Source organism: Microcoleus sp. D3_18_C4 (assembly GCF_036702355.1).
GTDB lineage: Bacteria > Cyanobacteriota > Cyanobacteriia > Cyanobacteriales > Microcoleaceae > Microcoleus.
This window is the reverse complement of sequence record NZ_JAUBTF010000044.1, coordinates 31,286-52,730: the sequence shown is the minus strand read 5'-3', so window position 1 is coordinate 52,730 and position 21,445 is coordinate 31,286. Positions and strand designations below refer to the sequence as shown.

Below are 21,445 nucleotides of genomic sequence, written 5' to 3'. Positions count from 1 at the left end.
TAATTAGGCCGCACCGCTCGTCATCGCTTTCTGCAAAGCCAGAACAATGGCGCGTTTTCCGAGTTCGACTTTATAACCGTTATGTTCAAGCGGTTTGGCATCTTTCAGAGCCGCTTCGGCAGCAGCCTGAAAAGTTGTTTCCGTCGCAGGTTTTCCGATCAGAACTCTTTCGGCTTCGGGTGAACGCCAAGGCTTATGCGCGACGCTGCCCAAAACAACACGTGCCTGTTTGATGGTGTTGCCGCTTGTTTCTAAAGCAGCAGCCACGGAAAGCAGTGCGAAAGCATAGGAAGCACGATCGCGAACTTTGAGGTAATAAGACTTATTGGCGAAATTATTCTTCGGCATTTCGATCGCGACGATCAATTCCCCATGCTGAAGATTGTTATCTTTTTCAGGCGTGTTGCCCGGCAAGCGATAAAAATCCTGAAGGGGGATTGTGCGTTCTTGCCCGTTCGTGCCGCGAATCCTCACTACCGCGTCCAGCGCATAAAGCGCATTCGCCATATCGCCCGGGTAAGTCGCCACGCATTTGTCGCTGTAGCCAAAAATGGCATGAATGCGATTGAGCCCCTCAAGCGCTCCGCATCCGCTGCCGGGATCGCGTTTGTTGCAGGGCATAGCGATGTCGTAAAAATACTGGCAACGGGTGCGCTGCATTAAGTTTCCCCCGTTGGTCGCCATATTGCGAAGCTGCGCGGAGGCGCCGGCTAAAATCGCCATTGACAGAAGCGGGTAATTTTGCCGGACCAGCGGATGGTTGGCCGTGTCGGTATTTTTGGCTAAGGCGCCGATCGAAATTCCGTTCGAGGTCGATCGAATCTCCGCCAGATTCAAACCTGAGATGTCAACAACTTCGCTGGGACGCTCGACGTATTCTTTCATCAAATCAATCAAATTTGTCCCGCCTGCGAGAAACTTTGCCGTTTGATTAGCGGAAACGGTGCCAACGGCGCTTGCCGCATCGGTGGCGCTGGAATATTTAAACGGTTGCATCGGCTTTGCCCTCCTCGTTTAATGCAACGGCAATTTCTTCATCGGTCGCAAAATGCCAAGCCTGGGCTGTTTCGCGCCCGGACTGAACTTCTCTGATTGCCGCCACGATTCCCGGATACGCGCCGCAACGGCAAATATTGCCGCTCATGCGTTCTCTGATTTCTTCATCAGAGAGTGCTACATTCTGCGTGATCGTCCGCAAATTGTTAGTGACGTGACTCGCGTCGCCGTTTTTGGCTTCCTCCAGAAGCGCCACCGCCGAACATATCTGCCCCGGCGTGCAGTAGCCACACTGGAAGCCGTCGTGTTTGATGAACGCCGCCTGCATCGGATGAAGATTGTCGCCGTCAGCGATCCCTTCGATGGTCGTCACCTCTTTCCCCTCGCAGCTAGCGGCAAGTGTCAGACAAGAAAGCACGCGGCGCCCGTCAACGATCACCGTACAAGCGCCGCACTGTCCTTGATCGCATCCTTTTTTGGTGCCGGTCAATCCCAGTGTTTCGCGCAGGGCGTCGAGCAGCGCCGTGCGCGAATCCACTTCCAGGCTTTGGGCTGAGCCGTTGATTTTCAAAAGAACCTTAACGGCGTTTTCAACCCCACGGGTCTGGGCGAACACGGCGTCGGGCGCAGCGGCGAGCGTGGAAAAGGCCTCCTCTTTAGCCAGCAGGTGGAAGGCGAAGGTGCCGAGTAGGGCAGCCATGCTTTGCCCCAAGAATTTGCGGCGAGCAGCGCCGACAATACCGAGTTGGTCGAGCAGTGTTTCTTCGTCCGCGCTGAGCTGCGAATCGCTCTCGGTTGAACTGAAATTATTCCGTTCTTGATTATCGTCCATGCTTCTCCTTGCAAAATTCTCAAACAATCCCTGGACAAGTGTTTGTTTTTCGCGCCGGCTCTTCTAACGGTCTGCAGCCACCGCAGGCTCTTGTGCGCCTTCGCTCGGGCGTCCTGTGCTCTCGAAGACTTCCTTAGTCACGCCAATCGCGGTAACTGCGTTAGGCCAGCCCGCGTAAAACGCCAAGTGAGTAATCGTCTCGATCAACTCGTCTTGGGTTACGCCATTTTCGCGCGCTCTGGCGAGGTGAAATCGAAGCTGGTCGGGACGGTTCATCGCGATCAGGGCGCTGACGGTCACCAGGCTGCGATCGCGCTTTGATAGCTGAGGACGTTCCCAGACATCACCAAATAGCACGTTGTCAGTAAGCTCGACTAACTTGGGGGCGATGTCGCCGAACGCTCTTTGGGCCGCCGTCGGTTGCACGCTGACAGCGGGGACGGAGCGTGCAGGCACAGCGGATGGCGATCGTTGCGCCTGGACTGGCGTGCCGTACTGCTCGTCGCTGACCTGTTCCATCCAGTCCGTGTTCTTGCCGTCGAGCTGTTCCACGATCGAGATATGCGTCATTGGCGTATTTGGCGAGGCTCCGTGCCAGTGTTTCTGACCTGGCGGAATCCGGACGACATCTCCTGGCCGGATCTCCTCGATCGGTTTCCCCCAGCTCTGCACCCGCCCGAGGCCCGCTGTCACGATCAGGGTCTGACCGAGCGGATGGGTGTGCCATGCCGATCGAGCACCAGGCTCAAATTTAACGTTGGCGCCAGACGTGTCTGCTGGATCGTTCGCCTCGAACAGAGGATCGACGCGCACCGAACCCGTGAAATTTTCGGCTGGCCCCTTCCGCGAGGGCCCAGAGCCGCTTCGCGTGATATTGATTGTCTGCGAATTTTGCATTGGCGCGGTCTGGGGAGCACCGGACCCCTCGGCGGTTCCTGCCGGATTTGCTTGGGCCGAGGCCGAAGCGAGCAGAGAAAGCGATAGGACTGTTGCGGTGAGCAGTTTCATCGTCTAAATTCCTTTTGCTACCCCCAATTGTAGAGATCGAGCACTTAGCGCCTGCTCTATCAATAGGGATGAATTTTTTAAGAAGCAAGGTTCGCCTTGATGCCCTTGTGGTTATCAGTAGGGGAATCTCTTGCCCAATCAAAACTGAGTTTACTTTTGTATAAAAATCCAGAATGCTTACAAGAAGCCAAAATGGTTTTTCATTGCTTTGGCTTCATTCTAAGAATCCTCAACGGCAAGCAATAGAACGATCGTCTAAGATTGTTGTACAATCCTGCAAACTTAGAAATGAACGCTGCCAAAACGAGTGGAAAGCCCGATATGGAGTTAATCAACGACCAGCAGGCCAAGCGCGAGGCAGATAGAGCGCAAGCCCACAGAGACGAACTGACCCAGCGGATTGCACAGGCGATTCGTCATGATGGGACGATTGAGCCGCTCAAAGGATTGCACTTCTACCGCTTCTCCTCACCTTCGGAATGCGTTCATAGTGTCTCTATCCCTGCCTTTTGTGCGATCGCTCAGGGCAGCAAAGAAGTTCTTCTGGGCAACGATCGCTATCTGTACGACCCTTTGCATTATTTGCTGTCTACGGTAAAACTGCCGATTGCCAGCCAAATTCAGGAAGCGTCTAAGGCGCTACCGTACCTTGGCCTTCGCCTCGATCTCGACCCCACTCTTGTTGGTTCAGTCATGGTTGAGGCGGGCGATCCCTCACCACAAAGGGATGCCAATGTGAAAGCGATTAACGTAAGTCCGTTGGATACAAATCTTTTGGACGCTGTGGTGCGGCTCGTCAGGCTTCTAGATTCCCCTGCTGAAGCTCATGTTCTCGCACCACTGATTAAGCGGGAAATTATTTACCGACTGCTGATGGGAGAGCAAGGTAGTCGGCTACGTCATATTGCGGTTTTGGGTGGCTGTACCCACCAAATTGCTAGAGCAGTCGATCGACTTCGTAAAGACTTTAACCAGCCGCTTCGGATTGAAAGCATCGCACGAGAGCTTGGAATGAGTGTATCGAGCTTCCACCATCACTTCAAGTCTGTCACTGCCATGAGTCCTTTGCAGTTCCAGAAGCAACTGCGGCTCCAGGAAGCTCGCCGTCTGATGCTGGGGCAAAACCTTGACGCTACGAGTGCGGCCTACCGTGTGGGTTATGACGATTCGTCGCACTTCAACCGAGAGTACAAGCGGCTCTTTGGTATACCACCGATGCGCGATATGGAGCGGCTGCGAGAAGCTGCTAGGCAGATTGCGAGTTCAACATGATCTCCTCAAGATGCCCTAATCAGGCCAGAAATCGCTAAAACATTGTGGAGACAGCTCTGTGTAGCGCACCGTATGCTGAAACAGGAATAGGGTTAAGCGGTTCACAAGTGAGTCGGATATTAAAGAAATAAAAGTACAGCTATAGCTCAATACGGTTCAGTTAAGGCTCAAACCTTGGTAAATCAGGGTAAGAGCATCTCAATCAGGCTTGACACAAGCACTTGAGAAAAGGCCTCGCGCCAATCGCAGCAGACCCGTTGGGTGTAGAACCCCTTGAAATTCCGGTATGCCGACTGATGGAATGCGATCAAAATCGTCATCATTTCGCTTAAACAGAGGCTGCCAGACCGTTGGCGCTGTTGCACACCGTCCCCCAGCAATTTCTGCTTCCACTGGGGTTCAAACCGTTGACAGAAGTCATACACATGACAAAACAAGGCTTCTCAACTAAGCGTGGGGTGGTCAGATGCGTTGAGAATGAGGCACTTTCAACTGTATCTGTTCCACCCCTCCTTATCCCGAAGTGACGTTATCTTAGGAAAAGAGAACGCCAGTTTAGTTATTTATTCTCTCTCCCGTCTCGAAGTCAAGAAGTGTATCAGGCTTCAGTTTAGATAACTATTTATGGGGCATTGAAAATCTTTCTACGCAAAAACAGTTATTTCAGGAATTCTTAGTTCAACTAACTATTCTCCTTGTTCAGTCATTAGTCAGTAGTCATTAGTCATTAGTCATTAGTGGGTTGTTGGTTGTTGGTTGTTCGTTCTAATAACCAATAACCAATAACCGATGCCCGATGCTCGATGCCCGATGCCTTATTCCCGATCGCCTATTCCCTCTGGCTGACTCCGCAAATTGCGGCTAACAGCAACCAGCTTGTAGTATTGACTCGGAAATCAAACAGCGTCACATCTACAGTGTTAAAAAGCGTACAGGCGGCGAAGGCTAATAAATAACTGAAAAAAATTAGGCGATCGGTTGCTCTTACATCTTGACAAACTATCTGATTTTGGCTAATAATTATAGACTGTTGATTAATCACTAAAGCAGTTTCCACTTGTTCCTGTGTTGCTATTTGCTCGTGTTTGATATCCCCAGAAAAAAGTGGCCAATTCGCCAGCAGCACAACACCTCTAGCCAAAACCCAACCAACTAAACCAAACAAAAAAAGCGTTGCGGGTATTCCCGTTTCCGCAGTCAACATCAGTATCAAACTGTGAGGATGACCGAGCCATTCTTGCATCTGAGCTTGATAGAGAGGCGTAAAATTTCGCAATCCCCAACCAGTCCAAGGACGCTGCTGAGTCATCGACCAAGCAAATTCCCACTGAGTTTTTCTTAAAGTAGCTGTCGGTCGATTTGGGAACATCTCGTCGGTGAGTCTCGCCCAGAAAAAAGCCGGGATAATTCTTCGCAAATACTGCCGTAAAGGTTCCGGGCCAAAGGCAGACAAAAAAACTGTACTAGCCACACTCAAAACCGCAGCTAATAATTTTTTATAACCCGCATAAAGTGCAAAAGCCAAAACTGCCAAAACTGCCAGTCCCCAAGCATTGCGAGAATTAGTATAAATCAAAGCAACAGCATTTCCGATCACTGCAAAACTTAAAAATAGGAATTGGGAATTGGGAATTGGGAATTGGGCATTGGGCATTGGTAAGTGGTGACGACTGACAACTGACAACTGAGAACTGACTTCTGCCATCCACAGTCCCAGTGCTAAAATAAAAGCAATTGTCAGATAGCAAGCTAAAATATTAGCGTACATAAATACAGAAGCCATACGGCCGGGGGGATTGCCTTGGGATGCGAGTACCCAGCCAAAAACAGGCTGCAATTGATCGATGCCACTCCAGCCTAAAAATTGCTGTCCCAGACCTAAAATTATCACTGGAATTGAACTAATTACAATCATCCAAGACAATTGCCATAATTGAGCCGAAGTTTGAATTAAACTGCTGAAAGCGGCAAACAATATAAAGAACGGCAAGAAATTGTACAACCCTATAAAAGCCTCGATGCGGTTGTGGGCAAAAACGGCTGTGATGACTAGCAGCACGCTCAAAATTGCGAATCCTCGATTCAACGGGCGGCGACTAATTTGACGGAACTTTTGTTTACAAGTGCCGGCCAATCCCAGGAATAAACCTAAAGCTCCCAAAATCGGAATTAAGGGAAAAATCAGCATCCCCACTTGGGCGAAATTCCAAGGGATTTGCAGGCGGGGATCTGGATGTTTTTGGAGACGAGACTTGAGATTTTCGGCTGTCTGTTTGGCAGCCAATTTCAAGCGATTTTTGATATTCACCCACACTCCCAATCTCAAATCTAAAATCTACAATTTACCATCGTTAAGCTAGTTCCCAAACGCATTCCGATCGCGTTAATCGAATTTGAGCTAAGGCAAAAATGGTCGGGATAATGCGGCCGTAGTTCGTGGAAATCGATCGCCAACCCAAATCCGCTAAAAACCAAGTCCACATCACCGGGCCTATCAACGAAAATACGCTCCGCGTCGCACCGTAACGAGCTGCACTCACCGCCATACCACGCCGCGCCGTCTGAAGTGCGACATAATTTTGAAACTGGGTTGCTGCAGTTGCAGTGCCTGCAAGCACTCCTTGTTTTGCCATTTGATAGGTGGCAAAATGCAGCGCAAATTGATTAGCCATTAGTTTGAGCAGCATTGGTTTTAAGATGGAACTAACAGCTAAAGCGCTGCCGCCTTTGAACAGTAAACCCAGCGGGTCTTTTTCAGCAGAAATTGGCAGGGGTTCTGAGAGTTTAGAATCAACGATCGCTCGCTGTACGCGCAGTGTCAGCGCTTGCTGTTCGTCTGCAGGTAAACGCTTCCACGCGCGACCCATTAAGTGCAGAAATACTTCTGCCTCTAAGTCGGTGGTTGACAACTGTCTGGGATAAGGGATTTTGAGATAGCGACAAACTTGAATTAGTGCTTGTCTGTAAGTTACTTGTTGGCTTCGCCCTCGGAGTACCGTCAACCCGTCCGCTGCAAGGTAGCGAAACCGCTGTTCTACGGCGTCGAGCCATGCTTCGCGATCGCGACTTTGTACATCTATCGGTGCGGGGGTTTGCACATAATCTAAAGGGTTAAACTTGCGGCTGAACAGAAGTTCTGTTAGTTGCTGCAATTCTTCTTCTGTTGTCAATTCGAGTGCTGCTCTGAGTTCGTCCAAAATTTTGCCCTCCCGTATTCGATTTTAGATTTTAGATTTTAGATTGCTGCTGATTGACAACCAGCGGGATTTAGTATTTACCTACAGTGGCTTTTTTTATTTTGTCTTAATCATGGATTCGTGCTGTCCCTTATTCTACTACCTGGCGCAGGACGATCGGCAGGATTGGCACAGAAGATCCGACTGCTAGAAGCTATAACCTCAGCAGCTACATTGATCGGCGGACGCGCATCTAAATTTTACAGTCAATTTTGGTGTCCCGCCGATCCTAAAAATACAATTTAGAGGCCCAACAGCAAACCCGGAAGCCCTCGGTACGTCTGCAACCCCGCAGCTTGAGGAGTCAAACCGTCGCCCTGAACCCCCACTATTTTATTCGCTATAAACAAAGGAAAAATAATTTAGTGTACTTCTGTTCAAAAATGTCAGTTAATCCTATAATGAGTTTGGTTTTTTTAGAACAAAGTAAATGATGTATTCTTCTGTCGCACCGTCTTTTTTGCAGGGATATTGGCAAGATACTTTCAATCTCAAGCAGCATCTACAGGATTTTTTAAACTTAGATTTAGAAACAATTGAACAAGAGCTGGCACTCGGTCAACAATCCCTAAAAGAAATAGGGCATCGGGATTTTGATTGGGAAAAAGCTAGCGAGTTTTATCGCGATCGAGTCGGACAAGCTTACCTATTTGACCTCGGAGCTTGGCATATGTCCAATCAGGATTACATAGGAGGCACTTTAACCTTAATATCAGATATGGCTGTCGGTCGAGTTTTAGATTTTGGCGGCGGTATTGGCACTCATGCTATTGCAGCAGCTCTTTGTCCTCACGTAGAACAAGTAGTCTATTGTGATCTTAACCCCATAAATTGCAATTTTGTTCAAAGCCGAGCTGCTAAGTTAGGATTGAGTGAGAAGATTTTGTGTAGTCTAGAAGTATCTCCTACAGAGGCTTTTGATACGATTATTTGTTTAGATGTGATGGAACATTTACTCAATCCCAGTCAGCAACTGATGGATTTTCACAAAATGCTAGCTCCGTCAGGGAAGATTATCCTTAACTGGTATTTCTTTAAAGGTTTTAATCAAGAATTTCCTTTTCATTTAGAAGATAAGCAAGAGATGAACACATTTTTTACTAAACTTCAGTCTAATTTTATGGAGGTTTTTCACCCTCATTTAATCACCGCTCGTTGCTATCGCAAATTAACTGCAAGTTAAGAAATCAGCTTAAGGCTTATTTCCTAGAAAAAGTCCGGTAAGTAATGTATCTGAAAGTCCAATTATGTTCGATGTTGCGGTGATTGGTGCGGGTATGGCGGGGCTCAGTTGCGCTCAACGGTTGCGTCAAGCTGGTTATTCTGTGGCGGTTGTTGAGAAATCTCGCGGCGCGGGGGGACGTGTTGCTACCCGCCGCGTACAGGGTACGAGGGCCGATCACGGGGCGCGGTATCTGGAACCGCAGGGGGATGCGGTGCAGGGGTTAATTGAGGTTTTGGTCGATCGCCACATCCTCAAACTCTGGACTGATAGTGTCTGGGAATTCAGACAGGGGAAACTTTCTGCTATTCCTAATTCTTGTTATGTCGCAGCTGCGGGTATGAATGCTGTGGGTAAGTATCTAGCGGAGGGTTTAGAAATTTGGTTTGGGCGCCGCGTACAAGCTATTTCTACTACAGATAACCAAATGTGGCATCTTTCCCTTGAAGTCACTGATGACAATTTACAGAGGCCTCAAGAATTGATTGCTAAGGCTGTGGTTGTGGCAATTCCTGCACCTCAAGCTTTAATTTTTTTGGATGAAAAAATCGGTTTGTCGCCTGATTTTACGGACAAATTGCGTTCGGTCGAGTACGACCCTTGCATTAGCGTTATGGCTGGCTATCCTCCGTCAAAACAGCACGATTTGAGCAATCTAAATCCGCAGTGGAAATCTGTTTCTTTTTCCGATAATTCTGATTTAGCTTGGGTTGGTTTGGACAGCAGCAAGCGGCTCGATCCGCAGCAACCAGTGTTTGTGGTTCACAGCAGCGCAAATTTTGCAGAACGCCATCTAGAATCAATTGATTTGCCAACAGTCGGTCAAGAATTGCTCGATCGCACTTCTGGATATTTAATCCCTTGGCTGAAAGATCCGGAATGGTTGCAGGTTCACCGCTGGCGCTATGCTTTTTGTCGAAATCCTTTGCCTGTTTCTTGTTTGGCTGCGGAGGAGACTTTGCCGCTGGTTTGTGCAGGAGATTTGTGCGGGGAAGGTCAAATAGAGGGGGCTTTGCGATCGGGTTTGGCGGCGGCTATTTGGGTGAATTCTCAGTTGCAAAATTTGCAGTTAGATTCAAGCCTAAATTGGTAATATGGCTAAAATGAATGTATCGATTTGGCCTCTAATGCTATGATTGCCATCCCGTCTGGGTTTAGCCCGGAAGATTACCTTGCCCTAGAACGTGATAATACCGTCCGGCATGAATATCGGCGCGGTTTGGTGTACGCGATGGCGGGAGGTAGCGATGACCACAGCCGTCTCTGTATTAATTTTATAACTGCGATTAACCTTCACCTGCGCGATAGAGTTATAAAAAATCCATCTAACGACTTACGAAAAAATGGAAAAATGGTGTAAATTCCCACTTTTCCAAATTGTTACTTTTGTGCTGTTTCCTGTTGTTGTAAGTCTTGTTCTTGCATCTGCAATAATTCGGGAACTGTTACGAAACTGTACCCTTCATTTCTCAATCGAGCAATAATATCAGGCAAAGCTTTTACAGTTCTTGCTCGATTGCCGCCGCCGTCGTGCATCAGCACAATGCCACCGGAATTTGCCTGCCTCATCACGTTGTCTATCAAAGATTCCGTAAGGGTGCGCCAATCAAAAGAATCAGCAGACCACATCACAACTGCATAATTTTTCTTTTGAGCATAAGCTGTCAATCCATTGTTTAAAATGCCTCCTGGCGGGCGGAACATCGATGTTTGGATGCCGGTCAAGTCCTCAATTAAGGATGAAGTGCGATCGATCTCGCGAGCGGCACCGTCTTCGTTATACTGAAGGTATTGATGGTTCCAAGTGTGATTGCCGATCGCGTGACCGGCTTCTGCGACCTGTTTGCCAATTTCGGGAGAATTTTGCAGGTATTTTCCTACCCAGAAGAATGTAGCCTTAATATTATTTTCCTTGAGAATATCTAGGATTTGTGTAGTTGTTTTTGGCCAGGGGCCGTCGTCAAATGTCAGGGCGATCGCCTTGTGCTGGGAGTCGAGTTTCGCGTGACGAATGGTTGTACCTTGAAACTGCGACGGTACGGCTGATTGAAATCGGATTGCCTGCAATTGGGTTAGAGCATTTTGGGAAAAGTCAACTCGATGGGCGATCGCCTCGGAGAACTTATTAATATTGGACATCGGCGGTTGTTCTTGCGACTGGGATACGGCCAAGACTTGCGCCTGAATCGGTTGCAATGGCTGACTGGCCCGCAAGTTAATCGGCCATGTCACACCCAGCAAAAAACTTCCTGTTGCTGCCATAAAAGCAACGATTAAAGTTTTTCGCCGCCTCCACAGCAGTTTCAATTTTGTCACGTCATTCTCTCCTTCACACCTTGCACAGTTAATTTGAGATTTTATGTTGATATCAAGTTAATCCACTTAAGAGGATAATCTTAAATTGGACAGTCCGTAAAAATGCTACTGGAAATAACCGATCGCGGGGAAGTCCGCCCGGATAAAAAAATTTAAGATTTGTGTGCCACAAATCCCCTAACCCATAAAAACGTGGGATGGGTGAACTTTTTCCCTAGCCAGGGGGACGGCCCTCAAGTCGGATTCATGGCACGATATTCTTAGGGAGTCAGCCCGCATCAGCCCGCGTCCCTACCGGACACTGCAAGTTGATTTAACCTGAGATGTTGCACCATTCTCAATAAGCTTTTTATGAACAGGCTTTTCGGCCTGTTCCACAAGAAAATTTACTCTTTGTGGAACAGCCATCTTGCCTGTTCTTGAGAATGGTGCAAGATGTGAGGTTAACCGGATTTGATATGAGGGCGATCTCGCGCCCCCAGCGTCGTAAAATTAACTTTTAGGGCCGATTCTCTCTTTGTACAAGCCGACAATCCGATCGATAACTTCAGCAACAGTCAGATTGTCTGTTTGAATTTCCACAGCATCGGCCGCTTTACGCAAAGGTGCAACCTCGCGGGTGCTGTCTTTTTCGTCCCGCAGGGCGATGTCTTGTTCCAATTGGGCCAAGCTAGTATTAGCCCGATCGGTATCTTTAAGTTCTAACAGCCGCCTGCGCGATCGCTCTTGTACCGAAGCCGTCAAAAAAATCTTTAGTTCCGCATCGGGAAACACGTTAGTGCCGATATCGCGGCCTTCTGCTATAATTCCGCCTTTTGTGCCGCAGCGCCGCTGTTCCTCCACCAGAAACTGCCGCACGGTGGGAAGCGCCGCCATTTCCGACACGCGGGATGTCACTTCCAAACTGCGAATTGCCTCGGTTACGTCTTCGCCGTTAATCTTCAACATCTTTGATGCGGGATCGAGGTTGTATTCCAAATAACTGGCACTGATTAATTCGGCGATCGCACATTCGTCGGAAATTGGCGTGTCTGTTTTCAATGCCAGCCAAGTCAGCGCCCGATACATCGCACCGGTATCCAGATAAAATAAGTTCAAAGCAGTTGCGGCAAGGCGAGTTACGGTAGATTTGCCAGCTCCCGCCGGGCCGTCGATCGCCACAATGGGCCGGCGATTCCTGAGAATTATATTGTCAATCAAACGAGTAGAGCCAACTCTGGCGGCCACGGCTAAAAGTCCCGCTGTTTCCACAACCTGCAACGGCGTCAAAGTGTCGGGATGGACGAGTTCGGCGTATTCGAGCTTGACTGCGGGTTCTCCTGCGACTGCTGCGTGGGCGGCAGCGAGTGCGGCTGCTGCGGTGCGGTCGCCTGAAGAAAAAGTTTTCGAGGCTTGTTGCAGCGCGCGGTAGAGTACGGAGGCTTGCTGTTTTTGCTCTGCTGTTAAATACTGATTGCGAGAACTCATTGCCAGTCCCGACTCTTCGCGGACGATCGGACAAGCGACAATCTCTACAGGCAAGTTAAAATCCAAGACCAGCTTCCGAATAATTGCTAGCTGCTGGGCGTCTTTTTGACCGAAATAAGCTTTTGTCGGCTGCACCAAACTCAAAAGTTTAGTAACAATTGCCGCGACGCCCTGAAAATGACCGGGCCTTGCTTTGCCGCACAAAACCGATGTCATCGCCGATGGCGGCACTACTTGAGTTAAGGATGAAAGGTGAATCTCTATCTGTTTTTGGGCGGTTTGCTCTGTTTCTGTACGCGCGGCGAAGCTATCCCGTAGGGAATCGAGCGCTTGGTTGCCGAACATTTCCGTTGCTGAGGGAGCAAATATGGCATCAACCCCAACTTGTTCGCACAACAGCCGGTCTTGCTCGATATTCCGAGGATAATCTTGAAAATCTTCTGTCGGCCCAAATTGCAGCGGGTTGACAAAAATGCTGACCAGGGCGATCGCATTTTCTTGCCTTGCCCGCTGGATCAAGCTGAGATGCCCTGCGTGCAAAGCTCCCATCGTCGGCACCAAACCGACTGTCAAATGAGGTGCAGTAGATTTTTGTGAATTTAAGTAGCAGCGAAGTGCTGCAATGGTAGTAAACAGGCGCACCGGTAGAATCTCCTGAAGGCATTCTGCAGAAGGCAGAATTTGTTTGTCGGAATTTGTTCGACTTGACATCTTGCATCATCCTCAAGAACAGGTAAGATGCCTCTTCTACAAATAATGGTGCAAGATGTCAGTTTTATTCTACTTTCTGCCTTCTACACTTCGGATAACTTTTGTATTCGGCCTTAGACTACCGTTCAGCGTCCAACAGTTGTTTGCTGCGGCGGTTCGATCACTTCGATTTCCACTCTGGCTACGCCACTGCTGATCATTCCTAGCACGTTGGCGGCGCCGGCGGACAAGTCAATGAGCCGATCGCCCACATAGGGGCCGCGGTCATTAATACGGACGACTACGGTGCGGCCGTTGTCGAGATTTCTCACCATGACTCTAGTTCCAAAAGGCAAATTTGGGTGGGCTGCGGTCAAATCATTTTGGTTGAAACGCTCGCCGCTGGCGCTGAGGTTGCCGTCAAATCCCGGGCCGTACCAGGAAGCCCAGCCGCTGAGGCGCACTTGAATTGGGCCCAGAGACAGCACAGCGGGTTCTGGTTGGGGTTTGCCTGCGACTTCTTCCAGGGGTGGGGCGTTGCCCAGAAGCCGGCGGAGGCGATTGGTTGCTTGCAGGGCGTCTCGGCTAAAGTTGCTGGTGGTGTCGGGGAGGATTGTTTCGGCGTTGATGTTTACCAAGTCCTCGCCGTTTGCCTGGATAATGTAGCGATCGCCTTTTTCCCACTTAACGGTAATGCTGTTGGGATCGATGTTGTTGCGGGCTAGCTGATTGAGTCTTGCTGCTAAGCTTGATGCCCGCCAAACTGAATCAGGTTCTTGGTTACTGTCGTTGCTGGCAATGTTTCCGACTTTGGGATTTTCTCTCGCGCCCGCTACTTTTGACGGACTGCTAGCACTGGGTTGGCTGTTGCCAGTTTCTCCCAAAGGCGTGTTTGTTTCCGGATTCGCGTTCAGAAAGGTGATGACTGGAATGTTTCGCACGTAGACTGTCGCTGCTTGTCGCCCGCCTAAGTCGTGGGGCTGAATTTTGGCGATCGAGTCTCGGGCAATTTCAGCTCTTGCTTGATACTGATACTGTCCGACTTTTTGCGCTTCGACCCGAGTAGCGTTTAACTGTCGGGACGGTTGGGTGGCAATTACTTGCTCGGAAACCTGAGAGTTTTGGTTGTCGGCACCTGTTGCTTGTGCGTGACAAGAGGATGCCGTTCCTACCATAGGAACTAACAGGACAGCTAGTAGACCACCAACAAATTTTTCCTTCATACGTCCATTTTTGTGAATAGCCATTGCCAACCGAGATTGGAGGATTGGCCATTTGGCGGCGGGCGTCAAGGATTTCTCTCTTGCCCTTCGCCATTCCCCCGTGAGTCAAAGCAAAGTATCCGGGTGCGTTTTTGCTTTAATGCTTCTACCCCAAAAAAAATTGGCGGAAACTTCCCTGACACTTGACAACTCATACTCGATTCGCAATTTGTGTTTTGTTCACGAACTGCAACAGACTACCACAAACTTTTGTGCTTGGGGATCGCTGGGATCGCGATTTTCACCCAATCTTCATCAAATTTTCTCAAAACCCTCTATCATAAAATCCTTTAGTGCCACGGGTTACAGCCGTTTCAGCCATTACGGAAAACTTTACAAAACTTTACAAAACTTTAGTGTATTTTGTGAGCTACGGAATGGCTAGTCTTAAAAAAGCTGTTTGTCAACTGTTATGGGAATAAACTAAAAATTAGAAGAAATCGATTTGGCGGACTTATGGATTATCGAGAAGCAGGTGTGGATGTTGAGGCGGGCAGAGCTTTTGTCTCGCGAATCGGGAGTATGGTCAAGAGCACGCACCGATCGGGAGTTTTGGGCGGATTCGGCGGGTTTAGCGGTTTTTTCAGCGTCCCGGAGGGTTTAAAAGAGCCGATTATGGTTTCGGGTACTGACGGTGTTGGGACTAAGTTGAAATTGGCCCACAATCTCGATCGGCACGACACGGTAGGTATCGACTTGGTGGCGATGTGCGTCAACGACGTGCTGACATCCGGGGCCGAACCCCTCTTTTTTCTCGATTATTTAGCCACGGGAAAGTTAAATCCCGAACAATTAGCTGCGGTGGTGGCCGGGATTGCTGACGGTTGCAAGCAAGCGGGCTGTGCTTTACTCGGAGGGGAAACGGCAGAAATGCCCGGTTTTTACCAAGCGGGTGAGTACGATTTGGCGGGGTTTTGTGTGGGAATTGTCGAAAAGAGCAAATTGTTGGACGGTTCCCAGGTGCGGGTGGGAGATGTGGCTGTGGGGCTGGCGAGTTCGGGCGTGCACAGCAACGGTTTTAGTTTGGTGAGAAAAATTGCGGGCGATTGCGGTTTTGACTGGCATTCCCAACCCGAAAAGTTAGGTGGCAAAACTTTAGGAGAAGTGCTGCTAACTCCGACTACAATTTATGTTAAACCAGTCCTCGAAGCAATTAAGAGCGGTCTAGAAATTCACGGCATGGCTCACATTACGGGCGGCGGTTTGCCGGAAAATTTGCCCCGCTGTTTGGGGGTTAATCAATCTGTGAAAATTGACAGCAATAGCTGGCCAAATTTGCCAATTTTCCAGTGGATTGCTGAAGCCGGCCAAGTTGCCACAGCAGATATGTTCAATACTTTTAATATGGGGATTGGCTTTGTGCTGTTGCTCGATTCCAGGGAAGTAGAACAGGCTGTTAAATGGTTTGAATCTCAGGGAATTGGTGCTTGGGCGATCGGGGAAGTGATTGAGGGGAAAGGAGAATTGATCATGGATAACGGTTAATGGGTAATTAATAAGAAGCAATCGCATGGGGTGAAGATTGCTTTGCTTTGTTTTATGCGTTAACAGACAATCTCAATCTGCATTCATCTGTGTATATCTGCGGTTAAATTTATACTTTTCAAAGTAACCGCAGAGGACGCAGAGGAGACAGAGGAAGAAAGAGAAAAAGGAATTCACAACAGATGACTCGTTGCTTTAATTTTAAATGAAATTGAAATCAGCTATTGTGCCTTTAAGTACGGTATAATTCAAAATCATTTCCGTCAATGAGTGCAAAAATTTCTGCCGAACGTTTAAATTAATTGAAGAGCTATACTATTTATTACATCGACTCTGAAATGAAGGATTGTTAATTGTTGAAGTGAGAAAATATCAAAAACCAAGTTAATATTTGTATCACAGTTTAAATAAAAAACACCTTATTAGGCTTGTACGTGACTCAAAATTTCCAAAAACTCCTGCACAACTAGATCCGGTTGTTCGCTGCATCGGGTAGCGTCGTAATGTTTGACAAGAAAGATGCCAGAATCTCTCAAAAGCCGATCGCACATTTCATCTTCTGTTGCGTTTGGATGGGATGATTCACGGTCAATGTTCAGCATCCCTAACTTGTTTTGGTAGAAGATCAGAAAGTCAGCTTCTAGATTCTGTCTACCTTCGGGTGTTGCGAGTCGGAGTCGGGAGTTGGGGATGTAGAGAGTGGAAGTGCGATCGAGTATTTCGGCAATTTTAACTTGTGCGTCGGAGTGAAGGCGAAAACCGTTCCAGTTAATTTCGTTTTCGGAGTCAGATAATTCAGTTTCGCTGTCAGAGGTTATTATTTTATCTAAATCGGTTTGAACATAATCCGCTTCATTTAAGTTGGCGAATAATCTAGCTCCACTTAAGTTAGCCCCGCTGAGATTTGCTCCGCTGAGGTTAACTTCTATTGTCAGATTTCGCTGTAGATTCACTTGAGTTCGCCGTAAGTATCGCTTTAAGACTGATTTGAGATTATCTTTTTTGACTTTTTCTTCTAGTGCTTTTGAAAGTAATTTCCAGAGTTTAGCACCAGCATCTTTGATATAATCATATTCATATTCAGTGCTGGCTGCAATTTCTTTATAAGACCGTCCTTCCCAGGATTGACGAAACACTATATCTTGAACTTTGTTGAGGCGATCGTAGTTGAGGGCTGTTTCTGCGATCTCTATGGCTTCGTCAACGGTCATGTGTCAAAGTCCCTTCACAGCTAAAACTTCTTCAAAACTAGATTATACTGCAACAAGTACAGAGTTGCACCAGGGCTTCGATCGACTCTGCTATTACTTTAATATTACTTTTAGATTACTTTTGTACTACTATTTTCCCTCTCAAGGCTGATGCAGAATTGCTATAGTTCTACAACAGCAATAGATGTGCGCCACTCTCATAGCTATTAATCTAGTGAGTTACTGGATAAGTTTTTGCTATAGTCAACGCCTCCGTCGCTCAAAAAATAAACGTCTGTTAACTAAATTGAGGAATTTCCTGTTATGGAACCTGTAACGCTGACAGCGATCGCAACTCTGGTCTTAATCAAAGCCACTGAGAAAGCGGCTGAAAAGCTTGGCGAGCAAGTCGTTGAGAAAGGTGGTAAATTGCTATCACTGCTGAAGCCGAGTACAGTAAGTGCTATAGAACTATCTCAACAGCAGCCATTAAATTATGGTAAAGCTGTTCTTGAATTAAATGCCACTACAGACCCAAAAGTTATTAAAGCAGTCGAAGACTTATGTACAGCAGTAAAGGCAAATCCAAGAATTGCTAAATTAGTGGAAGATCAGGTAAATACCCTTAGTTCTGAATCACAAAGCACTTCAAATTATACTAATGTAGCAAAACAACAGGTGAACATACCTCAAGGACCAGGAGCTTCTGTATATATAAATGAGCAAACCAACCACAATTGACCGGAGTCGCCCAATGGTGGGAAAAAAAATAATAAGCCAGGTACTGGTGTAATGAAGGGAACCGTTCTATTAGGTTTATTTTCTTTCTTGGCAGTAATTACTGTAGCAATACTAATAGTAGGCTTGCAATATCGTTATTCTCCTCCCACAGAAACACCACCACTTCCTCCTCCAACACGAAACGAGGGGAATACAGGTGAAGTTGTACCCCCAACTCCACCGGCAATAAATTTGCAGCCTCCAGTTTCGTCAGCGCTCACTCCACCTAAAACACCTGATATTGACCAAAAACCTGTCGTAGAACCACGAAAATCCAGCGATCCCAATATTGGCCTTTTAAAAGAAAGTCGCATTTTTCGGGATCGGCTCACCTCCAAAGACCAGGAAAAATCTTACTTTTTCACCCTAGATAAGCCAAGCAATGTCAGTCTTTACTTAGATCAAGTAACTAACCAAGTTGGAATGTGGCTCTATGTTGATACAAATGGTAATGGAATTATAGATTATGCAGAACAGATAGATACTACCTCGGCTTATAGCACTTCAACCGGAACAATTAATAGAACTTTAGGGCCAGACAGCTATATTGCTACTGTTAAATTTAAAGGTGGCAATAGTGACTATAACCTTCAAATTGTTAACAATACAAATGATGCAATTAATCTTAAATCTTTGCAAGAGCGTAAGACTTTTAGTCACACTGGTTCTTTAACTCGCCAAAATCGACAAAAATATTACTTATTTAGTCTGCAGAGTACCAGTAATGTCAACGTTGTCTTAGATCAAGTAACTAACCAAGTTGGAATGTGGCTCTATGTTGATACAAATGGTAATGGGGTTATAGATTATGGAGAACAGATAGATAGCGTTTCTGCTTATAGCAATTCAACCGGGACAATTAAAAGAAACTTAGGTGCTGATAACTATATTATTGTGGTTCAAGAAAAAGGAGGGAACACACCCTATACTGTGACTATGACTTCTCAATAGTAAATTAATACGTAGCTTCCTATGTGTGGATACTCAAATCAAAGAAATCATTATGACTCCCCCTCAAAACAACTCGAATCTTGTGCCTTGGCAATGGGCTTTAATTGGTGCTAGCTCGACTTTAGTGTTAGCCTTAGCTGGCTTTGGATTATATAATTTACTAAATCTTAAAACTTCTTCAACTTCAACTTCAACTTCAACGTCTACTCCTACGTCAACTTCAACTTCAACTTCTGTAGCTAATGCAACTCCTGAGAATTCTGTTGCTAAAAAATTGATAGGTCAATGGCAAGGGCAAATTTCTGGTCAGTCTGTAACATTAATCTTTACGCAGGAAGGGAAGTTATTTATTTTGGATACGCCTACTTCAGCTACCGAAATGGAGTATCAGACTAACGTAAATCATCAACAAAAAGACCTGGATATATTAGTAGGAGGTAAAATTACCGCGAGGACAATTTTTGATTTAACGGTCGATGGTCAGTTGCGTTTAGAATTAGATAATCTTGGAGAATCTCGACCCACATCTTTTAGTTCCAATGCAAGGGTTTTTCAAAAAATATCTGAGCAAACGACACTGCCCCCTAATGTTCAAGTAGTTAATCTCCAAAATCAACAAAACAAGGCTAGACAGGCAGAAGCAAAACAGTATGTTGGTTCAATGAACAGAGGACAACAAGCTTTTTACGCTGAAAATGCCAGTTTCTCATCTAGCATAGAAAAATTGCAATTAGGTATAAAATCAGAAACAGAAAATTACTCCTATAGCATTGTTTTAAGCAACGATAAGCGTTTTGTTCAATCAATTGGTTTAGCTAAGAAAGATGGATTGAAAAACTATACAGGTATAGTTTATTTAACTAAAAACTCGGATGGCAAATATACCTCTACACAAAGTAAACTATGCGAAAGCAATCAACCATCAAAAGAGCTTCCAGGAACACCAGCAGCTACTAACTTTCCCGACATACAATGTCCTTCAGATTTTTCAGAAGTGCTGCGGTGAAACTTTCCCCAAAATCAATCGATAATCCGCAAATTTATCTCTTGTCTCAAACACCTCAGTTGTTGGAGATAAGATTTCCACTTTATATGATGTTATGTTAATAACCAATAAAACTGCTTTGTAGTAAAGAGTTTAGTCTTTATTGACTAATATTTTCCCTATTCAGGACATAATTACTCACTACCAACTTGATGATTTTGAGGACACAAGTTCGCGCTACAAACTTGATGATTTTGAGACCGAAGTCCTGACTTATTAATAGGTGGCTATTAGACTTTTTGCCAAAATAGATAATATCTGCGTTTATTTGCGTTTATCTGCGGTTAAAAACAGAAAATCCAGAACTTTTGCAAAAAGTCTAACCACCAACCCTACTTAGTCTTGTCCAAAGTCCGCGACTCCAACCAAATAGGAATTGCAATCCAAGCAACTGCTAACAGCAAAGCAAATACCGCAAATTGAGCAGCCCAAGCTACCAATTTCTCTAAAGACACAACTTGTCCCAAGAAGTAGGATAAACTGACCATTACAGATGCCCAACTGGCAGCACCCAGAACATTGAACAGCGAAAATTTCCAAAAAGGCATTTCTGCAATACCTGCTAGGGGGCTAGCAAAAATTCGCAGCAATGCGATGAAACGGCCCAAAAATACGGCTTTAGCTGCATTTTTGCTAAACTGTTCTTTTAAGTCAAACAGTTGTTCTTCTCGAAAGCGGAAAAATTGTCCCAGCTTCAGCAGCAGCGGCCAGCCGCCGTACCTGCCGATCGCATAACCAAAATTTCCCCCCAATGTAGCACCGGCGATCGCACTGCCGAGCACAAACCAGTAATTCAGTTCCCCGCTGCCAGCTAAAAACCCGCCAGCAATCGTAATTGTCTCCCCTGGAAGAGGAACTCCCAGATTTTCCAGCAAAATTCCCAGAAATACTGCCCAGTAGCCGTAATCACGCGCAAACTGCTGAATAGTCTCTAACGATAAAAACTCAAAAGACATTCGATACTGCCTTCGTAAACTTTTGCAAAGCTCAATACATTTATATATTGGCTCGATTCAGCCAATAGTGCAATCTTTCGCTGTGATGAAGAACACACTGTTGTCGCGATCGCTGGCCCAACTAAAAATTAAGCTTTCAGGCATACTAGATGATATAGAGAATTGTTGCGGTTGCGTTCCGCGCGATCGCTAGCCAGTTTTCCTACTAAAATTTATCACAACGGCTCTCCCCACCAATTCCCACAAGGGCGATCGCCAATCCTAAAACATACGCTGAAATTCCCTGAGTCTCTCAACAGAGTCAGCAACTAAACTAACTTATTTATACTTTACGCTCGTAGGATAACTGCTATGGAATTTCCCAACTTCAACCAACCCATCGTCCTTCAACCTCACAACTGCCTCGACTCCCAAGCCGGCAGCCTCCTCCAGCAACAGCTAGCCGAGATTGTTCCCGATCGCCACAAACTCTGGGTAATAGACATGGCCGCCGTAGATTTCATCGACAGTTCCGGGATCTGCGCCTTAGTCGGCGGACTCAACGCCGCCCGCCACCGGGGATGCCGCCTCGTCATCTGCAACCTCTCAGCCACAGTCAAGCTAATTTTTGAAATTACTCAACTCGACCAACTCTTTGAAATCTTCGACAGTTTCGACCAAATAGTCTCCCCTGAAACTCCCGCTTTAGTTGCTTGATTAAAATGAGATCCCCAGTTTAAATCTCAAGTTTGCAAGAG

19 protein-coding genes are annotated in these 21,445 nt (G+C 46.7%); 9 read left to right on the top strand and 10 right to left on the bottom strand.

Going from position 1 to position 21,445, the window contains the following annotated elements; genetic code table 11:
* Positions 1-3 precede the first annotated feature (3 nt).
* The 3 genes from QUA90_RS20645 to QUA90_RS20635 all read right to left on the bottom strand — a co-directional run bounded on the left by QUA90_RS20645 (position 4) and on the right by QUA90_RS20635 (position 2,836).
* Entirely contained in the window at positions 4-996 is a 993-nt protein-coding gene (locus QUA90_RS20645; protein ID WP_333390626.1) for a xanthine dehydrogenase family protein subunit M, read from the bottom strand.
* Positions 983-1,828 carry a 2Fe-2S iron-sulfur cluster-binding protein gene (locus QUA90_RS20640; RefSeq protein ID WP_333390623.1) on the bottom strand — a complete coding sequence of 282 codons (846 nt, stop codon included), beginning with the start codon at positions 1,826-1,828 and terminating at the stop codon, positions 983-985. Before QUA90_RS20640 ends, QUA90_RS20645 begins: the two co-directional genes overlap by 14 nt.
* 63 nt (positions 1,829-1,891) lie before the next feature.
* Entirely contained in the window at positions 1,892-2,836 is a 945-nt protein-coding gene (locus tag QUA90_RS20635) for a (R)-mandelonitrile lyase (RefSeq protein WP_333447450.1), read from the bottom strand.
* 288 nt (positions 2,837-3,124) lie between these two features.
* Here QUA90_RS20635 and QUA90_RS20630 point away from each other — a divergent pair, with 288 nt between their 5' ends.
* Positions 3,125-4,108, top strand: coding sequence for an AraC family transcriptional regulator (locus tag QUA90_RS20630; RefSeq protein ID WP_333390618.1), 984 nt, complete (start codon positions 3,125-3,127; stop codon positions 4,106-4,108).
* Between the two features lie 829 nt (positions 4,109-4,937).
* On the opposite strand, the gene QUA90_RS20625 is transcribed toward QUA90_RS20630, so the two are convergent.
* Together QUA90_RS20625 and QUA90_RS20620 are read right to left on the bottom strand one after the other, a co-directional pair.
* Positions 4,938-6,416: an O-antigen ligase family protein gene (locus QUA90_RS20625; protein WP_333447449.1), complete on the bottom strand. Its 1,479-nt coding sequence runs from the start codon at positions 6,414-6,416 to the stop codon at positions 4,938-4,940.
* A gap of 43 nt (positions 6,417-6,459) precedes the next feature.
* Entirely contained in the window at positions 6,460-7,305 is an 846-nt protein-coding gene (locus QUA90_RS20620; protein WP_333082627.1) for a YaaW family protein, read from the bottom strand.
* Between the two features lie 469 nt (positions 7,306-7,774).
* Here QUA90_RS20620 and QUA90_RS20615 point away from each other — a divergent pair, with 469 nt between their 5' ends.
* The 3 genes from QUA90_RS20615 to QUA90_RS20605 all read left to right on the top strand — a co-directional run bounded on the left by QUA90_RS20615 (position 7,775) and on the right by QUA90_RS20605 (position 9,926).
* A complete protein-coding gene (locus QUA90_RS20615) occupies positions 7,775-8,527 on the top strand; it encodes a class I SAM-dependent methyltransferase (RefSeq protein ID WP_333329533.1) in 753 nt (250 codons plus the stop codon).
* Positions 8,528-8,591: 64 nt separating this feature from the next.
* Positions 8,592-9,659, top strand: coding sequence for an FAD-dependent oxidoreductase (locus tag QUA90_RS20610; RefSeq protein ID WP_333385681.1), 1,068 nt, complete (start codon positions 8,592-8,594; stop codon positions 9,657-9,659).
* Positions 9,660-9,698: 39 nt separating this feature from the next.
* Positions 9,699-9,926, top strand: a complete 228-nt coding sequence (locus QUA90_RS20605) for a Uma2 family endonuclease (protein WP_333329527.1) — start codon at positions 9,699-9,701, stop codon at positions 9,924-9,926.
* Positions 9,927-9,946: 20 nt separating this feature from the next.
* Here the strand turns inward: QUA90_RS20605 and QUA90_RS20600 are convergent, their stop codons facing one another.
* From QUA90_RS20600 to QUA90_RS20590, 3 genes are all read right to left on the bottom strand, one after another.
* Positions 9,947-10,882: a polysaccharide deacetylase family protein gene (locus QUA90_RS20600; protein ID WP_333329524.1), complete on the bottom strand. Its 936-nt coding sequence runs from the start codon at positions 10,880-10,882 to the stop codon at positions 9,947-9,949.
* A 492-nt stretch (positions 10,883-11,374) separates the two neighbouring features.
* Entirely contained in the window at positions 11,375-12,991 is a 1,617-nt protein-coding gene (locus tag QUA90_RS20595) for a bifunctional pantoate--beta-alanine ligase/(d)CMP kinase (RefSeq protein WP_333447458.1), read from the bottom strand.
* Positions 12,992-13,185: 194 nt separating this feature from the next.
* On the bottom strand, positions 13,186-14,262 hold the full coding sequence (locus QUA90_RS20590; protein WP_333385685.1) for a septal ring lytic transglycosylase RlpA family protein: 1,077 nt from the start codon (positions 14,260-14,262) through the stop codon (positions 13,186-13,188).
* Positions 14,263-14,757: 495 nt separating this feature from the next.
* On the opposite strand from QUA90_RS20590, the gene purM reads away from it, so the two are divergent.
* Entirely contained in the window at positions 14,758-15,786 is a 1,029-nt protein-coding gene (gene purM, locus QUA90_RS20585; RefSeq protein WP_333447447.1) for a phosphoribosylformylglycinamidine cyclo-ligase, read from the top strand.
* A gap of 422 nt (positions 15,787-16,208) precedes the next feature.
* Here purM and QUA90_RS20580 read toward each other — a convergent pair whose 3' ends face one another.
* Positions 16,209-16,997, bottom strand: coding sequence for a pentapeptide repeat-containing protein (locus QUA90_RS20580; protein WP_333447445.1), 789 nt, complete (start codon positions 16,995-16,997; stop codon positions 16,209-16,211).
* A 303-nt stretch (positions 16,998-17,300) separates the two neighbouring features.
* Here QUA90_RS20580 and QUA90_RS20575 point away from each other — a divergent pair, with 303 nt between their 5' ends.
* Genes QUA90_RS20575 through QUA90_RS20565 form a run of 3 tightly spaced genes read left to right on the top strand, consistent with a single transcriptional unit; the run spans position 17,301 to position 19,713 of the window.
* Complete coding sequence (locus tag QUA90_RS20575) at positions 17,301-17,717, top strand: hypothetical protein (protein WP_333447442.1); 417 nt, start codon at positions 17,301-17,303, stop codon at positions 17,715-17,717.
* 51 nt (positions 17,718-17,768) lie between these two features.
* Positions 17,769-18,707: a hypothetical protein gene (locus QUA90_RS20570; protein WP_333447440.1), complete on the top strand. Its 939-nt coding sequence runs from the start codon at positions 17,769-17,771 to the stop codon at positions 18,705-18,707.
* 25 nt (positions 18,708-18,732) lie between these two features.
* Positions 18,733-19,713, top strand: a complete 981-nt coding sequence (locus QUA90_RS20565) for a type IV pilin-like G/H family protein (RefSeq protein WP_333447438.1) — start codon at positions 18,733-18,735, stop codon at positions 19,711-19,713.
* Positions 19,714-20,084: 371 nt separating this feature from the next.
* On the opposite strand, the gene QUA90_RS20560 is transcribed toward QUA90_RS20565, so the two are convergent.
* Positions 20,085-20,708: a DedA family protein gene (locus tag QUA90_RS20560; RefSeq protein WP_333041712.1), complete on the bottom strand. Its 624-nt coding sequence runs from the start codon at positions 20,706-20,708 to the stop codon at positions 20,085-20,087.
* Positions 20,709-21,059: 351 nt separating this feature from the next.
* Between QUA90_RS20560 and QUA90_RS20555 the strand changes: the two genes are divergently transcribed.
* Positions 21,060-21,404: an STAS domain-containing protein gene (locus tag QUA90_RS20555; RefSeq protein WP_333082637.1), complete on the top strand. Its 345-nt coding sequence runs from the start codon at positions 21,060-21,062 to the stop codon at positions 21,402-21,404.
* The last annotated feature ends 41 nt before the right edge of the window (positions 21,405-21,445 follow it).